Annotated in this window: 13 protein-coding genes; 3 read left to right on the top strand and 10 right to left on the bottom strand. The window is 50.3% G+C overall.

The features are described from left to right. Nucleotides 1-4 precede the first annotated feature (4 nt). On the bottom strand, nucleotides 5-2,761 hold the full coding sequence (locus tag KB186_RS13995; protein WP_232773823.1) for an adenylate/guanylate cyclase domain-containing protein: 2,757 nt from the start codon (nucleotides 2,759-2,761) through the stop codon (nucleotides 5-7). Between the two features lie 170 nt (nucleotides 2,762-2,931). On the opposite strand from KB186_RS13995, the gene KB186_RS13990 reads away from it, so the two are divergent. Genes KB186_RS13990 through KB186_RS13980 form a run of 3 tightly spaced genes read left to right on the top strand, consistent with a single transcriptional unit; the run spans nucleotide 2,932 to nucleotide 6,447 of the window. Continuing rightward, entirely contained in the window at nucleotides 2,932-3,318 is a 387-nt protein-coding gene (locus KB186_RS13990; RefSeq protein ID WP_015892467.1) for a DUF4280 domain-containing protein, read from the top strand. 19 nt (nucleotides 3,319-3,337) lie between these two features. After that, nucleotides 3,338-5,011 carry an MORN repeat-containing protein gene (locus KB186_RS13985; RefSeq protein ID WP_232773822.1) on the top strand — a complete coding sequence of 558 codons (1,674 nt, stop codon included), beginning with the start codon at nucleotides 3,338-3,340 and terminating at the stop codon, nucleotides 5,009-5,011. 2 nt (nucleotides 5,012-5,013) lie between these two features. Further along, entirely contained in the window at nucleotides 5,014-6,447 is a 1,434-nt protein-coding gene (locus tag KB186_RS13980; protein WP_232773821.1) for an eCIS core domain-containing protein, read from the top strand. Between the two features lie 53 nt (nucleotides 6,448-6,500). Here KB186_RS13980 and KB186_RS13975 read toward each other — a convergent pair whose 3' ends face one another. The 9 genes from KB186_RS13975 to dpaL form a co-directional block, all read right to left on the bottom strand. Beyond that, nucleotides 6,501-7,139, bottom strand: a complete 639-nt coding sequence (locus tag KB186_RS13975) for a pyridoxamine 5'-phosphate oxidase family protein (protein WP_173610957.1) — start codon at nucleotides 7,137-7,139, stop codon at nucleotides 6,501-6,503. Between the two features lie 73 nt (nucleotides 7,140-7,212). Next, complete coding sequence (locus KB186_RS13970; protein WP_173610956.1) at nucleotides 7,213-8,553, bottom strand: YjiH family protein; 1,341 nt, start codon at nucleotides 8,551-8,553, stop codon at nucleotides 7,213-7,215. A 72-nt stretch (nucleotides 8,554-8,625) separates the two neighbouring features. Then, the gene (hutI, locus tag KB186_RS13965) at nucleotides 8,626-9,900 is read right to left on the bottom strand and encodes an imidazolonepropionase (RefSeq protein ID WP_173610955.1); all 1,275 of its coding nucleotides are present in this window, start codon (nucleotides 9,898-9,900) and stop codon (nucleotides 8,626-8,628) included. Between the two features lie 5 nt (nucleotides 9,901-9,905). After that, complete coding sequence (gene hutU, locus KB186_RS13960) at nucleotides 9,906-11,576, bottom strand: urocanate hydratase (protein ID WP_173611005.1); 1,671 nt, start codon at nucleotides 11,574-11,576, stop codon at nucleotides 9,906-9,908. 163 nt (nucleotides 11,577-11,739) lie between these two features. After that, nucleotides 11,740-13,236: a helix-turn-helix domain-containing protein gene (locus KB186_RS13955; RefSeq protein WP_173610954.1), complete on the bottom strand. Its 1,497-nt coding sequence runs from the start codon at nucleotides 13,234-13,236 to the stop codon at nucleotides 11,740-11,742. A 99-nt stretch (nucleotides 13,237-13,335) separates the two neighbouring features. Then, the gene (gene lepB / locus KB186_RS13950; RefSeq protein WP_173610953.1) at nucleotides 13,336-13,893 is read right to left on the bottom strand and encodes a signal peptidase I; all 558 of its coding nucleotides are present in this window, start codon (nucleotides 13,891-13,893) and stop codon (nucleotides 13,336-13,338) included. A 101-nt stretch (nucleotides 13,894-13,994) separates the two neighbouring features. Next, nucleotides 13,995-15,776 carry a sigma-54-dependent Fis family transcriptional regulator gene (locus tag KB186_RS13945; protein ID WP_232773820.1) on the bottom strand — a complete coding sequence of 594 codons (1,782 nt, stop codon included), beginning with the start codon at nucleotides 15,774-15,776 and terminating at the stop codon, nucleotides 13,995-13,997. Between the two features lie 74 nt (nucleotides 15,777-15,850). Continuing rightward, nucleotides 15,851-17,011: an ArgE/DapE family deacylase gene (locus KB186_RS13940; protein WP_232773819.1), complete on the bottom strand. Its 1,161-nt coding sequence runs from the start codon at nucleotides 17,009-17,011 to the stop codon at nucleotides 15,851-15,853. After that, entirely contained in the window at nucleotides 17,008-18,252 is a 1,245-nt protein-coding gene (dpaL, locus tag KB186_RS13935; protein ID WP_232773818.1) for a diaminopropionate ammonia-lyase, read from the bottom strand. Before dpaL ends, KB186_RS13940 begins: the two co-directional genes overlap by 4 nt. Nucleotides 18,253-18,768: the final 516 nt, after the last annotated feature.

Below are 18,768 nucleotides of genomic sequence, written 5' to 3'. Positions count from 1 at the left end.
GCTCCTACGATATTTTCAACTCGCCAGACCAATCTCGCTCGGCCCCTTTTTGTGCGTATTCATCACATAAGTAGAAATACTGTCGCGCCGCCTGATCCCAGCGGTTTTGCTTGATGACGGACAGAAAAGCGGAGCGTGCATCGTGAAACCTCCCATTTTGATACATCGCAATCGCTTGCTCAAACAAATCCTTCGTCTCATCCTTGTGAGCACGAATCTGTTCAGCGTCCCCCTCGTAGACGTCGTACAAATGCATCGGCTGAGCCTCCCCCTCGATATGCACCCAGCCTAAATCACGATATCGATACGGCGTGCTCTCTCCCATCTTGGCAAACAGCGAATCGGACATCAGGATGCAGGCCCCGAGCGTTTCCGCCATCTTTTCCATTTTCTCCACCACCCGGACGTGATCCGATATAATCGCAGCCTCCAGACGTGTCGCCTCACCAATAATCCCCAGCATCAGCGGACCATGATGCAGAGCAACTCGCAACTCAATCGGATCGTATCCTTTTTCCGCCCGTTGCTCGTTATAGTCTGCTAACGTACGGCGCATCTGTACCGCCGCATCCAACGCGTCTTTTGCCTCTTTTGGATAAACAGCAAGCACCCCGGGATCGAGATATTCGGTAATCATCCCTTGATTCTCGTTCACAATCGGAGCAAAACGTTTGAGAAACGCATTGATGACACGGAAGGTCGTCTCTGGTTGCAGGCGATGAGAGATGGCATGAAACGATTGCAGACTCATCCGCATAACGGCCATTTCCCGCTCCACTTGATCACCCAGCTCCACGTCGAGTATGCTTTCCTTCCCGAGAAAATGGATAAACTGCTGCGGCACAAAGCGATTGTTCGCCTCGCTCATCCTCGTGATATTCGAAATGTACTGACGAATGCGCTTTGCCATTTGGTTGAAGCTTTCTGCCAGCTTTTGAATTTCATCCATGGAACGAACCCTGGCCACCACACTGTAGTCGCCTTTTCCCATATCGGAGACGTTCGTTTGCAGATTGCGGATGTTTCGGTAAGTCAGCCACGAGAAAAGGAAAAATAGACTCGCACAGATCGACCACACCAGCGCAGCGCCACGACCGAGCTCACGGGACATTTCGTTGTGCTGTATGCGGACCCCGTTCATTTCTCTGCCTAGCTCCAACACACCGGATAGCTTGCCTGCGGAGTTGTAGATCGGGGCCATCGCGTACATCCAGTAGCCTGTCCGATCCTGGGCTTTACCCGAGACGATCTCCCGTTTCATGACCACACTGCGGAACTCATCATCAATGGACACATTCTCAAACACTTCTGCGCTGTCATTGTCATCCATCATGAGAAACAATTCGCCATCCTTGTATTTGTAAATCGTTTTATATAACCCCCTGTTCACATTCACATCGTCTGGAACCTCCAGTTTTTTCAGGTTGGCCTGTATAGCTTGATAGTCCGCATTCATGTAGTCAATCGCTCCATTGATTCCATCCAGCCTGTCCCCTTCGATCAGTGTAGAAATAACATAGGCTTGGAGACGAAGATCGGTTTGATTTTCCTTCTCCATAAACGAGAAGGTCAGCTTCGTTCCCTCCAGTTGAAGAAATACAGGGACAACAATGAGTGGGGCGATCACAATCGTTTGCTTGATAATCAACGGAATCCGGAAGAGGCGAAACAACAGAAACTGAATGACACAAAACAGGAGAACTGCCACACCCAATCCTGTCCACCAGGTCCATTCCTTCAAGCGGTCTTCTCCGGATACAGACGGGGACGTGAGCTTGGTCATCACCTTTCCTTGTTGATCCAGGAAGGCGAGTTGACTGTCTGTGGCGACTACGATCTCATACTGGGGAGTTATAGCAAACGCCGTTAAGGCACTGCTATCGCTCGACTTGATCTGCTCGAATGTTTTGGAAGGCACCATCAAGGCGATTTCATCTGGATGTGCGGGATCGAAGCGTTCAATGACATTTTGATCAGAATTGTAGAAAAGAAGACGACCTGCTGGCCCCACTTTGACATGATCGGGGACGGTACGATTCGTTTCCGAGCGTTCAGAGTGAATGTAGAGCGGACCTTTTACTTGAGCTTCCCCGCTTCCCTGGGGAACGTCGACCTGAAAAAACTCTCCGCGTTTAGTAGTGACATAGGTATGCCGTGGGTCTACTCCTGTGATTTCATTGACGTACACTTCATTAGGCAATTGGATTTGATAGAGTTGTGTGGGGGGTGAATCAGAGGGTACAAATTGATAGGCAATTACTTCAGGATGTTGATACACATAAAAATAAAGGCGATCTTTCGCAACTTGCAGGGAGCGTACCTTGCCAATTCGCTTGTACGAGCTGTTCGCTCCGTATGAATCTTCATACACGACTTGTACGATTTCTCCCTCTGGCGACATTCGCACGATTCTCTCGGATACAGTCCGCAAGCCAAAGCTGTCGAGCTTTGTAATCAGCACGTACGCATATCCTTCTTCGTCGATGGCTACCTCTGTGAAATTTTCCAAGCCTTCTTCTGGATTTTGCTCCAGGACTTGCTGGTACCGTAGCGTCCGATCGGGGTACAGGCTAGTCAGCTTTTGGTGTCCATCCGTTATGAGGACGACATCCTTTTGACTATTGACCGCGATGCTGTTGATCCCTTGAAACGGTTCGTCCTGCTTCCCGCTTCTATTCACGTTCCAAGCGAGCAGCAAGCCGATCCCAACAAATACAATCAGCAATCCGGTCAACCAGGAATACTTCTTGTTATTTCCCATCGTTTGCGGTTCTCCCATCTCTCGAAAACGTATTTTCGAAAATGATACCAAGCAACATTATACTAAAAATTACAAATTTCGCTATACATCTTCTCTATTTGACATTTATACTACTATACAGATTGATTTTCAATATCTTACCAGATGACTTATGAAAAGGAGTTGGCTTCATGGGACAACTTGTCTGCGGAGGAGCCATGCTACAGTGCAGCTTTGGTGCTGCTCCCAGTTCACTTATGGTGCTCCCGGTGAATCGCGTCACAACCAGTATGCCGATTGCAAACATCATGGACAATAAACCGATGGTAAACGTCCTTCCATTCGGGATGTGCAATACGATGTCCAACCCTCAGGTCGCAGCAGCCACAGCGGCAAAGCTGGGCGTTTTCACTCCGGTCCCCTGCGTTCCTGTCACAGCCGCCCCTTGGGTTCCTGGCTCCCCTACTGTTCTCGTCGCCAACATGCCTGCCCTCAATCAAACCTCCAAGCTCATGTGCAGCTGGGGTGGCGTCATTTCAATCACGAACCCCGGACAAGCGACGATTCAGGTTCCCTGACAAGTAGGGAGGTTACGATATGGACAAACAACTCCAAAAGCTAACGGAACAAACGATTGTCGACCCGCTCACCCATCCGCTCAAAAAATGGGGGCAGGATTGGATAAAAAAAGGAGCCGCCCTCCCCAAGCAAGCCCTCGATTGGATCAAGAACGGCATTGCCGGATTATTCACAAAAAAAGAAACTTCACTCAACGATTACGTGCATATCGGCCGTTTTTACATCGCCAAACGCTTTCTCATTTTGACAGGACTATTCCTCCTTGTCCTGGCCTACTTCCTGTTCATCAATCCTCCCGATGCGCTTAACCGCTTTTTGCAACGTCCCATCGTCATTCACTTAAAAACTCCCAATCAACAGATTTCCGACACGGGTTTGGCGATCATCTACAACCCGGAAGGCACGATGATCTATTCTGGTCAGATCGTGGATGGTCTGTATGACGGAAAAGGCGAACTCTATGATGACAATGGCAAGCTTTTCTACAGCGGCGAGTTTAAAAGCGGCACTCCGCAAGGCTTGGGCAAAGGATACCGGAAAGGCGTTCTCGTCTATCAAGGCGGGTTTGACAATGGGGTATACGCTGGTCAAGGAGCGTTGTACAACGACAACCAGCAAGTTGTTTTTCGGGGAGATTTCAAAAATGGGAAGCTGGATGGAGCCGGTCAGGAATTGTACACAAATGGTGCAATCAAGTACGAAGGTGCTTTTCAAAACGGGGTGTACAACGGAGCAGGCCGACTTTTTACGAAGGATGGGAAGCTGCTCTACGACGGACTTTTTGACAATGGCTTCTACGGCGGCGAAGGTACCGATTACTACGAAAACGGGCTCGTGCAGTATAAAGGGCAATTTGTGGATGGCAGATACAACGGGGCCGGGAGTCTTTTTGATCGGGATGGCAAGCTCGTGTATGAAGGCCATTTTCGCAATGGGCACTTCAATGGAGCCGGAACCAAATTCTCCACCAGTGGCAGCATCGTTTATCAAGGTGATTTTTTGCTAGGTGTGTATCACGGGCAGGGTGAGCTGAAAGATGCAAGTGGCGTAACACTGTATAAAGGCGGCTTTGCCGAAGGGCATTATCACGGAACGGGAGAGCTTCGTTCTGCCGAAGACGCTCTGTTGTATCAAGGGCAATTTCGGGCAGGTGCCTACGACGGCATCGGGGTACTCTACGACAAGGAAGGCTTACCTCTATATAAAGGTTTTTTTCGCGAGGGGCGCATTCATTTGCCAGGATTCATTGGCATCTCCCGGAGCAAGCTGGAGGAAATCATGGGCAAGCCCGACGATGACACACCGAAGGAAGCCGAGGGTGCTGTTCCTCCTCCTGCCGATCAAAAAGCGCCCGAAGTTCCACCAGTAAAGGATACCACTTTATCGCCGCAAAAACTTTCATATCGTGAAATGAACATGGCTTTTACACTTGAACCAGCACCAGGACTCCCTGGCAAGCAGATTGTCACTGCCGTTCACGTATATCACCCACAGGTCATCTCGATTGTCAAAGAAGATCGGAACGAGCTCGACAGCAAATCTGCCATTTTGCCCAAGACATCCTCCACATACTCTACCCGTACTGGCGCTATCACGAGCTATTTGGTCGACCCGTATCTGTATCTCTATTTCTATCAGGCACAGCAAAAGGAACCCGTTCAATTGGACGTGTCAAAAGCAGAGGGGGTGTAATCATGCGACGCTATGAATCTAGCAAGTCGTCTATGGATGCGATTCAGGAAAAACCGAAAGCACCTGTCTCCAAGCCCATGCTCCAACCGAGCCAGATCCAAAGAAAGGCGAGTCACTCTTCCCACATCCTTTCGCTGCAAAAGACTCTTGGCAACCAGGCCGTCCAGCGCATGTTATCGAATACTCCCCTGCAAAAATCGGAGAATTTCTCTTTCGGCAGCGGCCGCTCGCTCCCCGGTTCCGTCCAAGCAAAAATGGAAAAGGCTTTTCACACTGATTTTTCAGATGTACAAATTCACCCAGAATCGTCTGTCGCCTCCCAAATCGGGGCTATTGCCTTCGCCCAAGGGAATGACATTCACTTTGCTCCGGGGACGTATCAGCCAGAGACGCATAGCGGCCAACAGCTACTCGGTCATGAGCTGACACATGTGGTCCAGCAACGACAAGGACGGGTACAGGCGAACGTTCCTGATTCCAGCTTGCCCATCAATGATGATCCGGCTCTGGAATCGGAAGCTGATCACTATGGGTCACTGGCAGCAGCAGGAACCACGACGGATGGTACAGGTACGGATGCTTCTGGTTCTGTATCATCCCCCATTATCCAAGGCACTTGGGATGAAGCTTTAAAAGATGCACGAAGAATGTGGGGTAAGCATGTGGATAAAACCAATGACTTGCATGACGGCACAGTCAGTGAACTTTTTGACAATGTTGACTACTTAACCTTCAATGACAAAGTGCGCTTCAGCTATAGTCTGCATTCCAAAATTTCCGATATTTTTTCAGTTACAGGCGGGAACTATACAGAACTTGAAGAGGCACAGCGCCTTTTGGGAGAGGAAATCACGCCTTTTTTCGGTCAGGATAAGGACAATGATCCTGACATCGATTACAGCTATTGGGAGGAGCAAGAAAACGACAACGATGAGAGAGTCGACATGATGGACGAAGACGAGGAGAATTCAAATGTTTTACACGTGGAAAAACGCGTTGCAATGGAGATCAAGACGATCAGTTCCCATGATGATTTACAAATTAACGCACGTATTCACGAGGCGATTGGTCAATTGGATAAACGACGAGATACCGATCAATATGATGAATACGTCATCGTCATTCAAAAATATCATCCAGAAAATCCTTGGCCGTACACCAAAATGGAAAACCGGGCGGCTGCCGAACTAGGCGATCTCAAGCAAAGGATTATTCAAAGATTGGGGAGCATGACCAATCTGCCCAACTATAATATCAAGGTTATATTCCGCGGCATCACCAGAGGTACACCCACAGGCGGAACCGGTGGTGTAAATCCTGCATTCATTATCCCGGAACACATCCGTTATTCGAATATGCCATCGTATTCGTTGGAGTGTTACTACTGGGGTGAAATCGGGGCAGGGTGGCTGGTAGATGATCCTGTTCGCGAATAACATGATAAAACGACAGCCACGCTAAATAAATGGCTGTCGTTTCACTTTTGACATTAGTACAATCGATTCGTATAGCTGTCTTGCAAGCCCTCTGCCACTTCTTTTGCCGTCACACCTGGAAGCTTCACATGATCCGCCAGCATTTGCGCGACATTAGGAGTGGTCCCCTCTGCCGGCCAGGTCTCTGGCTTCCATAGACCGGAGCGCATAAATGCCTTCGCACAGTGGACGAAGCACTCCTCTACCTTTACGCCGATCCCGAGCGTTGGCGCCTTCCCGTTTACCGCCATTTTCGCGAGTATTTCTTCATCGCGAATAATGCAAGCCTTGCCGTTCACGCGAAATGTCTCTTCTAGCGTAGGAATCAAAAAGATAAGCCCAATATGCGGGTTGACCAAAATATTCGTGATAGAGTCCATTCGCTTGTTTCCTGGGCGCTCAGGGATGACGAGATGGTGATCGTCGATGACATGCACAAAGCCAGGCGCATCTCCGCGTGGCGAAGCATCGCAATGGCCATCTTTGTCTGCTGTGGCAATGATGAGAAATGGCGCTTGGGCAATGTAATTGCGGCTATGGTTATCCAGCTGGGTTATCGCCTTGTTCTGTACGAGACGACTTGGCTCTCCTACCATTTCGCGCAGTTGCTGCTCTGACGTGATTACATTCCGGAATATTCCGAATCCTGACATGACTTCCCCCTCTTTCCTCTGCTTGTTCGAATCTGCCACCATCATACCATATTTGCCCATTCTCTTTTCATGATTATGGCAGGAGCAGGAAAGCTAACGGGGTAACAAACAGCAGTGTTAAGATCGTACGCTCTACCCAAATCACCAGAAGCTTTGGAATACTAATCGGAATCTCGGTAGACAAAATGCAAGGAATCGTCGCGGAAAAGAACAGGATGGAAGAAACTGAGACAACTGCAATGACAAACTTGGTGACCAGAGGCGCTTTTACCACTAATAGTGCGGGCAAAAACATTTCGGCAATTTCGATTGCTGACGCTTTTGCAGCCAGCATCGGCTCTGGAATTTGCAAGAGCCATGTAATCGGATAAAACAAGTAACCCAACCAGTCAAACAAAGGGGTAAATTCAGCCAGCACCAACCCGAGCAAACCGACCGACATAATGGACGGAAGAATACTCATGGTCATAATAAAGCCATCCCGCAAGTTCTCCCAAATGTTTCGTTTAAGCGGCAGTGCTTTTCCCGCCGCATCCATTGCTTCCGTCCACGCCTGGCGCAGCCGTTTTTCCTTGATTACTTTTTCAGGATCGCCGTTGTCCTGATAATACGCATCGCTCATGCTGGACAGCGGCCAAATACGAACCGTCACTGCGGTTACGAGAAACGTCACGACGAGCGACACCCAGAAGTAAAGATTCCAGTAATTCATCAAATCCAATGTTTTCGCGATGACGATCATAAATGTCGCAGAAACGGTGGAAAAGCCCGTTGCAATAATGGCTGCTTCTTTAATCGTATATTTGCCTTCTTTGAATACCCGGTTCGTGATCAAAAGACCGATCGAATAGCTTCCCACAAAGGAAGCCACCGCATCTACCGCAGAGCGGCCTGGTGTTTTCCAAATCGGGCGCATGATCGGTTGCACCAGTACCCCGATAAATTCCAAAAGGCCGTAGCCAACCAGCAACGCCAAGAACACGGAGCCGATCGGGACCACCATGCCTACGGGAATCACCAGCTTTTCAAAAAGAAATGGCCCCATATTCTTGTCCAGCAGCCATGCTGGACCCGCCTGAAAATAGATTAACAGAGCGATAGGCACACCCAGTACTTTTAGTGCAGAAAAGACGAGATTTAATTTGCTCTGCTTCCAACTGCCCGTTACAAACGGATAAATGGCCCCAAGCACAATCACAAGCAAGGCATATATCGGTATTACACCCGGCATGATTTGCCGAACCCATGTCACGATGTGATCGAGCATAATCGAGCTTGTGTCATTAACGGTAACTGGAATAAAAAAGACAAAAATACCAATGAGGCTAAAAACAAAAAACTTCCAAGCATGTGTGGTGGATACGGCTTGCTGATCAGGATGAGGTGCAAGATTGCTGTTCGAAATATTTCCCATACATGTCCCCCCATTTTAAAGACAAGCCGGTCTCCCCCACTTCTATCCGTTTTTCTTTTGCTCTCTTTCGTATTACGCCAGTCTGCCCCCAGCAACGACAATTGTTCCGTTTTTGATGACCGTGTTTACGTGATTAATCCCATACCGATATTGCAAGGTCATGAAATCAGGAACGTCAAAAATCGTGACATCTGCTTTTTTCCCAACCTCAAGGCTGCCGACTTCATGCGCGCAGCGGATTGCGTGAGCGGCATTGATGGTAGCTGCTGTCAGCACCTCGGCTGGCGTCATCCCCATTTTCAGGCAACCAAGATTCATGATGAGTGGGAGCGAAACCGTTGGAGACGAGCCCGGATTGCAATCCGTTGAAATCGCGACAGCCACGCCACGATCAATCATTTTCCTGCCATTTGCTGACTCAGCCATCAGGAAAAACGCCGTACCGGGCAGTAACACAGCGATGACACCCGCTTCTGCCATCTGTTCAATCCCCTTGTCGGAGGCACGCAACAAATGATCCGCAGATACCGCCCCAACCGAAGCTGCCAGCTCTGCCCCTTCATACGGTTCGATTTCGTCCGCATGAATCTTCGGCAGCAGCCCATGTCGGACCCCAGCTTCGAGAATGCGTCGGGACTGCTCAGGGGTGAACACACCTCTTTCGCAAAACACATCGTTAAAAACAGCCAGCTTGCGACGAGCAACCTCCGGGATCATTTCCTCGATGACCACGTCTACAAACGCATCCGGATTTTCCTTATATTCACGCGGCACCGCATGTGCACCCATAAAGGTACTAACGATGTCGATGGGATGTGCTTCGTGCAACTGCTTGGCGACCTCGAGCTGCTTCAGCTCATCTTCCAATGTCAGGCCGTATCCGCTTTTCGCCTCGACGGTTGTGACCCCATGCAACAGAAACTGGTCAAGACGCTGCTTACTCTGGGCAAACAGCTCTTCGTGGGTGGCTGCGCGGGTCGCTGCAGTGGTCGAGTGAATACCACCGCCATTGTTCATAATCTCCATATAGGTCGCACCGTTTAGTCGCATATTAAACTCGTTTTGCCGACTGCCCGCGTGCACCAAATGTGTATGAGGATCGATCAGCCCTGGCGTGACCAGTTGGCCCGAAGCATCGATGATTTGCGCCTCATGCGCACGATCTCGATAGTGAAGTGCCAGCTCTTCATCTGTTCCCACACGCTGGATCACGCCGTCTTCCAGCCAGATGCTTCCGTCCTCGATGATCGACAACTCGTTCATTTGCGCTCCAACTACTGGGGAAGAGGAGCCGCCAGCCAGCGTGGCAAGCTGACTGGCATGGCGAATCCATACAGGTTTTGTCATGGCTCTTACTCCTTCATCATCGGAATGTGGACGCCTTTTTCCTTGGCTGTTTGAATCGCGAGGTCGTACCCTGCATCGACATGTCGGACGATGCCCATGCCTGGATCGGTCGTGAGGACACGCTCCAGACGACGTGCTGCTTCTGGTGTTCCGTCAGCCACGATGACCATTCCGGCGTGGAGGGAGTAGCCCATGCCAACGCCTCCTCCGTGGTGCACAGACACCCAGCTCGCTCCGCCTACTGCATTGATCATGGCATTGAGAATTGGCCAGTCTGCAACCGCATCGCTGCCATCCTTCATCGCTTCCGTCTCACGGTTTGGCGAAGCAACAGAACCGGAGTCCAGATGGTCACGCCCAATGACGATAGGAGCCGATAGCTCGCCGCGCGCCACCATCTCATTAATGATTTGACCAAAACGCGCACGCTCGCCATAGCCTAACCAGCAAATGCGGGAAGGCAGTCCCTGGAACTGAATGCGCTCCTGTGCCATGCGAATCCAGTTGCACAGATGCGTGTTATAGGAAAACTCGCGCAGGATGACTTCGTCTGTCTTGTAAATATCCTCCGGATCGCCGGATAGCGCTACCCAACGGAACGGCCCCTTGCCCTCACAAAACTGCGGACGGATGTAGGCTGGCACAAAGCCAGGGAAACGGAACGCGTCCTCCACACCCTCGTTTTTTGCCACCTGCCTGATGTTATTGCCATAGTCGAAAGTGACTGCTCCTTTTTCCTGCATGGCGAGCATCGCGCGAACGTGTTCAGCAATACTTGCTTTTGCGCGAGATTCGTATGCTTTCGGATCGCGCGCCCGCAGTTCAGCTGCTTCCTCCAGTGACATACCGATGGGAATGTAGCCATTGAGTGGATCATGCGAGGAGGTCTGGTCCGTCAGCACATCCGGGATAAAGTCGCGAGCCAGCATGGCATTCAGCACTTCGGGTGCATTGCCCAACAAACCGATGGAAATGCCTTTTTTGTCGCGTTTCGCGTCTTCCGCCAAACGGATCGCTTCATCCAGACTCTCTGTCATCACATCCAGGTATTTTGTGTCCAGTCTGCGTTGGATACGAGTCGGGTCCACCTCGATATTGATGCTCACACCGCCATTGAGCGATACGGCTAACGGTTGCGCCCCACCCATGCCGCCCAAGCCTGCTGTGACGGTAATGGTTCCGGTCAGCGTTCCTTCAAAATGCTGGCGTGCCAGTTCTGCAAAGGTCTCATACGTTCCTTGTACGATGCCCTGGCTGCCAATGTAAATCCAGCTTCCCGCTGTCATTTGTCCGTACATCATCAAACCCTTTTTGTCCAGCTCGTGGAAATGCTCCCAATTCGCCCAGGCAGGCACCAGGTTCGAGTTTGCCAGCAGCACACGCGGCGCATCGGTATGCGATTTGAATACAGCAACTGGCTTGCCAGACTGGATGAGAAGTGTTTCATCGCTCTCCAACGTTTGCAATGTTTTGACAATTGCATCGAAGCATTCCCAGTTCCGCGCCGCCTTGCCAATTCCGCCGTATACGACCAGATCCTCTGTACGCTCCGCTACATCGGGATTGAGGTTGTTCAAAAGCATGCGCAGCGCAGCTTCCTGCACCCATCCCTTTGTATGTAATTGGGTACCTGAAAAGGCTTGGATCAATTGCTCAACGGATTGTGTCGTCGTCATCATTTCCACCTGCTTTTCTAAAAGGATGTACTTCTTAGCTCCATTGTAAAAAAGCAAGGAAAGACAAAAAAGGCACCGCGCTTTCGATTTGGTGCCTCTATTTTCGATTCAGTTGCAACCGCATTCATGGTTTGACGAAAAAATCTGTCTTTTCTTTCGATTTCTATCTTTTCTTCTGATTTCGTAACAAACGTGGAGTTGTCCCTGTTTTTTCCTTAAAAATTTTACTGAAATAATTGGCGTTAATGAATCCGCATCGCTCTGCTACCTCTTGAACAGACATCGATGTTTCAAGAAGCAATCGACGTGCCTCTTTTACCCGCAACGAAGTGAGTATTTGGCGAAAAGAGCTTCCTTGCTTTTGCGCGAGCAGCGTACTGAAATAGGAAGGGCTGCGGTCGATATAGCGTGCAACCTCCTCCAGACGCAGTGCCGGATCGGTATAGCGGCCCTCTATATAACGAATCGCCTGTTCCACGACATCGACACGGGACTCGTCGATGGGATGGTGAGCAGCATCCAGAAGCTGATTGATAAACAGCAGCAGTTCCACTACGATCCGATACAAGATCGGCGAGTAAAGAATCGTTTCGAAAACCCGGTGATACTCCTCTTCCAAAGGTCCAGAGTCAAGACCACGTGATATCATGTAGCGTCTGACTTGGGCCAAAATACTCGTCAGCCGAATACGCAACAGCCCGGGCTCTGGATAGGGCTCTTCCTTGTAAAAAAAGTGTGTATACAGCCACTGCTTCAACTCTTCCCGATTGCCTTCATCCAGCATTTCTACCCACGTGCGCTGTTCGGCGGGGGTCAAAAATGGGTCAATCATCGTCCAATTCACGCGATTGTCCACGACCGTCACTTGCCGATATCCTTTAAAAAAGCGGACTTGCAGGGCTTGGCTCGCATCCGCATAATTTTCGTTCAAGCTCCGCTCATGGTTGCTTGGGTCATACATGACCAAAAAGAGCGGCGCGTCATTGTTTGCTTCCCAGTCCATCAGCAGACGCTTGCCCATTTGGTGGAGCGTAGAAGGCGAGACCACAGCATCCATTGGAAAAACCCCCACAATGGTCTCCCCTAACGGCAAAAGAGCGGGTTTGTCGCGAAACGGATATTCTTCAAAAAAGCGCAGCAGCTCGGGGTGGCGCTTCGGATCCTCCAATTGAGCCAGCATGAGCGAATAAGACTTGGCTTGAACATGCCCGGGGAAAAACAGGTCAAGATACGAGACATCCCTGTCATTGTCCGATCCTGTTCTCTTCTCTTCGTTCACTCGCTTCCGATCCAAGCGCTCCTGGCAGCATCTCGTCAGGATTCTCCTGATGTATTCCGGTGTCTGTGGCTTCAGCCATAGATCGCGGGCAAAAAGTCCAATTCCCTGCATCGCCCGCTCGAACGTGGCTTCTGATGTGGTCACCACAACGGTCGGACGATACTGCTCCACCAGGAGCTTCAGCCGATCCCACTCCCCGCGCCCGATCATGTCCAGTTCAATACAGAGTACTTCCGGTGTATGCGCTTCCATCCTTTCGAAAACGTCTTCCATGGTCCCGGCATTATGCACCTTGTCATACGGAATGGCATAGCTGTTGACGAGCCATCCGATCCCAATTCGTTCGTTCTGGTCCCGATCCGCTATCAAAATGCTGGGCATAAGCCGTCCTCCTTTTTAGAGCGATCAGAAAAGTGGGACATCTTTCACTATGAAACAAAGGTTGCCCATAAATGGACAACCTTTTCTCCTTCACGTTCCTTACTTCTTGAGAGGGTTTTCGATCATGGTTCCCATCACATGATCCAGCGGAATAAAGCCAATATCGCGGGAATCTGTACTGTGATTACGGTTATCTCCCATAACAAAAATATGATCGGCTGGAACCGTGATCTTTCCGTCTGCTACATATTCCATCGTTTCTTTGATATATGGTTCGTTCAATGCCTCACCGTTTCGATACACCTTGTTGTCTTTGAACTCGAGTACGTCGCCTGGTCTTCCAATGACACGTTTGACATACATCGTGTGATCATCGCCTTGGCCTGTGACCAGCGACACCAAGGGATGCCCCATGATATCGTCCATCAATGTACGGTCTCGCTCTACCCTACTGTCGATCACGACAATGTCGCCGTAATCTGGCAAATAAGAAAACGTGTGTGATAGTTTAGACACATATATGCGCTGTTCGTCTTGTAAGGTTGGGTCCATGGAATGCCCATCAACCTTGAACGGTTGAAATACAAAGATTCCGAGGACAAGAGCGAAAACGACAGCAAAGGTTATCGACCGAATCCATCCCAATACTTCTTTCATTTTCTTTTGGCACTCCTTCCTTATACCATTCTCTCTTCCTGTATCGAAACCATCATACCACATTATCCGCCCAATCCCAAAAAATCGACCGGAAGCAAAGATCAGGTGAGACCGTACTCGCGCAGTTTCCGAAACAGCGTTGCCCGGCTTATGCCTAATAGCGCAGCTGCTTCTTCTTTTCGTCCGTTTCTATCCCGAATTTGTTGCATCGCGGTATCAATTGCTGCTCGTTCCAGCTCTTTCAGCGTAAGCCCTTGCTTTTGCCAGTCGAATGACCCCTGATGTTCTTTTACGAAATGTGGGGAAGATTCACGCAGCATTCCCGTTCGAATGGGCAAGCTCGCAGGCTGGACCCAAGGACTTGCTTCCATATTGACCGCGTACTCGATTACATTTTCCAGCTCTCGGACATTTCCTCTCCAGCCGTGATGAAACAGGACGTTTTGCGTTTCCTGGGAAAAGCCGAGCAGCTTCTTCCCCGCTCGATTCGCATGCGCCAAAAGGATATCGTTCGCCAAAGGCAGTATATCCTCTCTGCGTTCTCGCAGCGAGGGCAAGTGGATGGGAATTACATGCAAACGATAGTACAGGTCCAACCGAAACAACCCTGCGTCTACTCGCTCCTGCAAATCCAGATGGGTCGCTGCAATGATCCTCGCCGCTAAGCGTATAGGCTTGCCGTTTCCTCCGATTCGGTACAGTTCCTTTTCTTGCAACACGCGCAACAGCTTGCTCTGCAGAGGCATGGGCATATCCCCGATTTCATCGAGGAACAGTGTGCCTTTTCCCGCGACCTCAAACAAGCCCGGTTTTCCACCCTTTCGCGCTCCTGTGAATGAGCCTTCCTCGTAACCGAACAACTCGCTTTCCATCAAATGCTCAGGGATTGCTGCGCAATTAATCGAAAGGAACGGCTCGTCACGACGCGGGCTTGCCTGATGAATGGCTTTGGCAAAGAGCTCCTTTCCGGTTCCACTTTCACCTTGGAGCAGGACAGTCGAATCACTGGCTGCCACACGTCTTGCCACTTCCTTTGCCTGCACAATGGCAGGACTGTTTCCACCGATCATCCGAAAAGGGTCGGGCTCCGAATATCCACTCACCTGCCTTGCGATTTGCACGACTTCCTGTACATCATCAAGCGTAATCACCCATTCTTTGACCGTTCCTTCCAGTAGAATGGGCTTGATGGCAAACAAAAAGGTCTTGTCTTCCTGCCCGATGGACAAAACGACCTGCTTTGGCGCAGATTGCCCAGCATCTGCACGGCGAATGGCATCTATCCATTCTGCCGTCTGACTGTCGTCGTGATCGAGCTGCAAATATTGACGGGCACGCTGGTTCGCTTGCATGATCCGATTGTCTTGATCGACGAGAAACATAGCCTTGTCCATTTCATCCATAACGACACGCAGCTTTTCTACCGTATGCAACTGCTCGACGTACAAGCAATGCTCTTTTAACTTAATGGCGATCAGCTCAGCCATTTTTTGCAAATAGGTCAATATCGCATCCACATCTGCAAACAACCGCTCGCGTTGCTCCTCATCGAAAGCGAGCAAGCCGATCACACCTATGTTTTCATTATCTAAATGAATCGGGCAACAAATCTCTCCCGTCTCCCTGCAATTTCCATAATGCATACAAGGACGGCACCGCTCATCCTGCCCGGGATGCATGATCACAACAGGATGCCCGGCGAGCAACGACTCCCGGTAGATATGATCCTCTCCTGCCATCGTTCGCAAAACGCCAGCCTCATTCTTCCCCGTCCCTGCGATCCGCAAAAACTGACTGTCCGCAATCTCTACTTCTACGCGCAGAACCGATGCAACAGCCGAAGCAATCTGTTGCACACTTTCTTGAATATCTCGCAAGGGCATCTGGCTTCCCCTCCCGTCAATCTCTTGCATCCATTATAACGCATCACAGGAGAAGCCAGCCCTCTATGCAATTTTTACCGGCAAAAATCGCAAATTGTCTCCACCAAGATGGCACTCATGTCTACCAAGCTATCCACCTCTACATATTCGACTGCCGCATGCAGCCCAGCTCCCACTGGTCCAAACAAAACTGTAGGGATTCCCGCTTCCTGCAACAATGCTGCGTCCGTCCAACCCGAGAATCCGCACACTTCGGGTGTTTTTCCCGTCACACTCTTACACGCTCCCTGAAGGGCTATATAAACAGGCTCATCTAACCCGACTTCAAACGGCTCCCGCAAAAATGACAGCTCGGCGCTTGCTTGGAACGTCTCATCTTCTGCGCGCAGCTTCTGGAGTAATGCTTCTATTTCATTGGCAATGTCTGCCTCTGTCTCGCCCGGCAACGTCCTTCTCTCCCAGTCGATCCGGCAATAGTTTGGATAGGTGGACAGCTCCGTTCCTCCTTGAATGAGTGATGCATGGACAGATGCCGCACCGAGAATCGGATGAGCGGGACCTTGAGCCAACCTGTCCGAGAGGCGCTCCAGCTCTTGCAGAACTCTGCCCGCCCGAACGATTGCATCAATCCCTTCTGATGGACGGCTTCCGTGAGCTGCCTTGCCCAGCACCTCGCATTTGACCCAGGCAAAACCTCTGTGTACGACACCAATCGCCAGATCGGAAGGCTCGCAGCATATCGCTGCGTCTGCTTTGTACGCCTTTACCAACTCCTCCGTGCCGATGCTTTTATACTCCTCGTCAGCGACAAAAGTCAAAATGACATCTCCTGCCAATGGAACCTTTGCTCGTGCGATCGCCTCTACTGCGGCAATCATGGCCCCCAGACTGCCCTTCATGTCCTGACTGCCTCTGCCGAAAATTTTGTTGTCCACAAGGGTAGGCTCAAACGGCGGAATCTCCATACGCTTGGCGCTTACCGTATCCATATGTCCATTTAGCATCAAGGATTTGCCGCCGCCCGTTCCCCGTAGGATCCCGACGACATTGACCGCTGTGTCGCTAATAGGCGTGACGCGAACCTCCAGTCCAGCCGCCTCCAAACGCTCTCGAATAAAAGCGGCGATCGCTTTTTCGCCTGGGCCATCCTCGTCCAGGTATGGATTCACCGAATCAATGCGTATCAAATCCTGTACGAATGAAATCAGTTCATCTCGATTGATCGTCACGTTCATTTTGTCAGACCCTCCTCTTCCCGGCATGCGCCCTCCCAGATGATGCGTTTGTAGATATCCCGATCCGTGTCACCCTCCGTACTAAAGCATAAAACAACGGAATTTTCATCTAAGCCGAGCTGCTCACGCTGTTGATGATACATTGGCTTGCTCATCAAGGCAGCGAGTAGCCCTACCCCGACTGCTCCACTTTCCCCGCTTACAATAGAAGGGTCGGTTCCAATCGGTGCCGCAAGTATACGCATGCCGTTTGCCGCCACATAATCGGCACAGCTAATGAAGAAGTCCGCATGCTCCTGCAAGATCTCCCATGCCATCGGATTCGGCTCGCCACATGCCAGACCTGCCATGATGGTTCCTAGCTCTCCCGTAGCAGTATGTGGCTGTCCGTCGTTCTCTTCTGCTGAGAGGACCATGCAATTGGCGCTATGCGGCTCTACGATCACGGTTGTTAGGTCTTTGTTTACTTGCGCCGCTACGAAATGTCCCAAGACTGCGGCAGCCATGGAACCGACACCTGCCTGCAAGAAGAGATGCGTCGGCTGTTTGGCGTCAGTAAGGGCTGAGAGTTGTTCCATAGCCTCTGCTACCATCGTCGTATAGCCCTGCATAATCCACATGGGAATAGTCGTGTAGCCTTCCCATGCTGTATCTTGAATCACTTGCCAACCACGTTCTTTGGCCATTTGTTCTGAGAGTCGCACGGCTTCATCGTAGTTTCCATGGATCACGTGAGCTTCTGCGCCGGCCTCGCGTATCGCATCTACCCGTTGCTGGGTGGAGCCTTTGGGCAAATAAACAACGGCATGTTGTCCGAGCGCCTTCGCAGCCCATGCAACGGCCCGTCCGTGATTGCCATCTGTTGCAGTGACGAAGGTGACTTCTCCAATTCGCTCTTTCACTTCTTGGGAGCACAGTGCTTCAAAAGTCATGTCTTCTGTCGATTTCCCTAGCTTCTCGCACAAAAAACACGCCATCGCGTAAGAAGCTCCCAGAACCTTAAAAGCATTGAGACCAAATCGCTTGGACTCATCTTTTACAAGTACCTGTCCTACCCCCAGCTCACGTGCCAGTGCAGGCAATGTAACAAGGGGAGTTGGCTCGTAGTTTGCGAGAGATTGGTGAAAAGCTTTGGCAAAACGGGATTCTATTGTGGTCAAATAGGTAGGAACGCGAGAACTCTCCCTATTTTTTCTCTTATTTTTTACGACGTAGATTGGTGGTTGATTACGTTTATCCATTTGATGTGTACCTCCTCCGTTGGTTTCATCCTGAATGATAGAGCAAGGATCGTGCCAACGGTGGGAGGCGTGGGTGGCTTATTGTTTTGGTGGGAATCGTATCATAATGAGATTAAATTGTATCACTTTGATACTTTCAGTCTTTTTTTGAGACTTTTTATTCCGACTGCTGTGGTGGGAGGAAACAGAAGAAAACGCTCCAGCTTCTTGGGTCACCAGGATCTTCGCTTATTTCTCCTGTTTCCTTGCGAGCGGATGTAGTTTCAAGTGGCTTTTAAAGATTGAGAATCATTGGACAGCTTCGCAGTGATTTGCGGGCAACAGAAATGCAACGTGCCCACGCTACGAAGCGGCTACCACTTTTGCATTTCCCCGCAAATCGCTGCGGAGCGGACAGTCCCCACTTCCCAGCAGGACGTAGCCCGGAGCGTAGACTGGAAATATTCTTCTCTCCACTACAGCAACTACAAAATCAACTTGGCTTTCTATGCTATATTTTTATTAAGCTCCAAGGTA

This window comes from Brevibacillus sp. AF8, from assembly GCF_021270385.1.
Classification (GTDB): Bacteria; Bacillota; Bacilli; order Brevibacillales; family Brevibacillaceae; genus Brevibacillus.
The sequence above is the reverse complement of the archived record's forward strand: the minus strand, read 5'-3'. Positions and strand labels throughout refer to the sequence as shown.

What these genes read in the sequence shown, in the direction of transcription:
- KB186_RS13995 (WP_232773823.1), bottom strand. Translation starts at nt 2,761, where the DNA reads ATGGGAAATAACAAGAAGTATTCCTGGTTGACCGGATTGCTGATTGTA.
- KB186_RS13990 (WP_015892467.1), top strand. Translation starts at nt 2,932, where the DNA reads ATGGGACAACTTGTCTGCGGAGGAGCCATGCTACAGTGCAGCTTTGGT.
- KB186_RS13985 (WP_232773822.1), top strand. Translation starts at nt 3,338, where the DNA reads ATGGACAAACAACTCCAAAAGCTAACGGAACAAACGATTGTCGACCCG.
- KB186_RS13980 (WP_232773821.1), top strand. Translation starts at nt 5,014, where the DNA reads ATGCGACGCTATGAATCTAGCAAGTCGTCTATGGATGCGATTCAGGAA.
- KB186_RS13975 (WP_173610957.1), bottom strand. Translation starts at nt 7,139, where the DNA reads ATGTCAGGATTCGGAATATTCCGGAATGTAATCACGTCAGAGCAGCAA.
- KB186_RS13970 (WP_173610956.1), bottom strand. Translation starts at nt 8,553, where the DNA reads ATGGGAAATATTTCGAACAGCAATCTTGCACCTCATCCTGATCAGCAA.
- hutI (WP_173610955.1), bottom strand. Translation starts at nt 9,900, where the DNA reads ATGACAAAACCTGTATGGATTCGCCATGCCAGTCAGCTTGCCACGCTG.
- hutU (WP_173611005.1), bottom strand. Translation starts at nt 11,576, where the DNA reads ATGACGACGACACAATCCGTTGAGCAATTGATCCAAGCCTTTTCAGGT.
- KB186_RS13955 (WP_173610954.1), bottom strand. Translation starts at nt 13,236, where the DNA reads ATGCCCAGCATTTTGATAGCGGATCGGGACCAGAACGAACGAATTGGG.
- lepB (WP_173610953.1), bottom strand. Translation starts at nt 13,893, where the DNA reads ATGAAAGAAGTATTGGGATGGATTCGGTCGATAACCTTTGCTGTCGTT.
- KB186_RS13945 (WP_232773820.1), bottom strand. Translation starts at nt 15,776, where the DNA reads ATGCCCTTGCGAGATATTCAAGAAAGTGTGCAACAGATTGCTTCGGCT.
- KB186_RS13940 (WP_232773819.1), bottom strand. Translation starts at nt 17,011, where the DNA reads ATGAACGTGACGATCAATCGAGATGAACTGATTTCATTCGTACAGGAT.
- dpaL (WP_232773818.1), bottom strand. Translation starts at nt 18,252, where the DNA reads ATGGATAAACGTAATCAACCACCAATCTACGTCGTAAAAAATAAGAGA.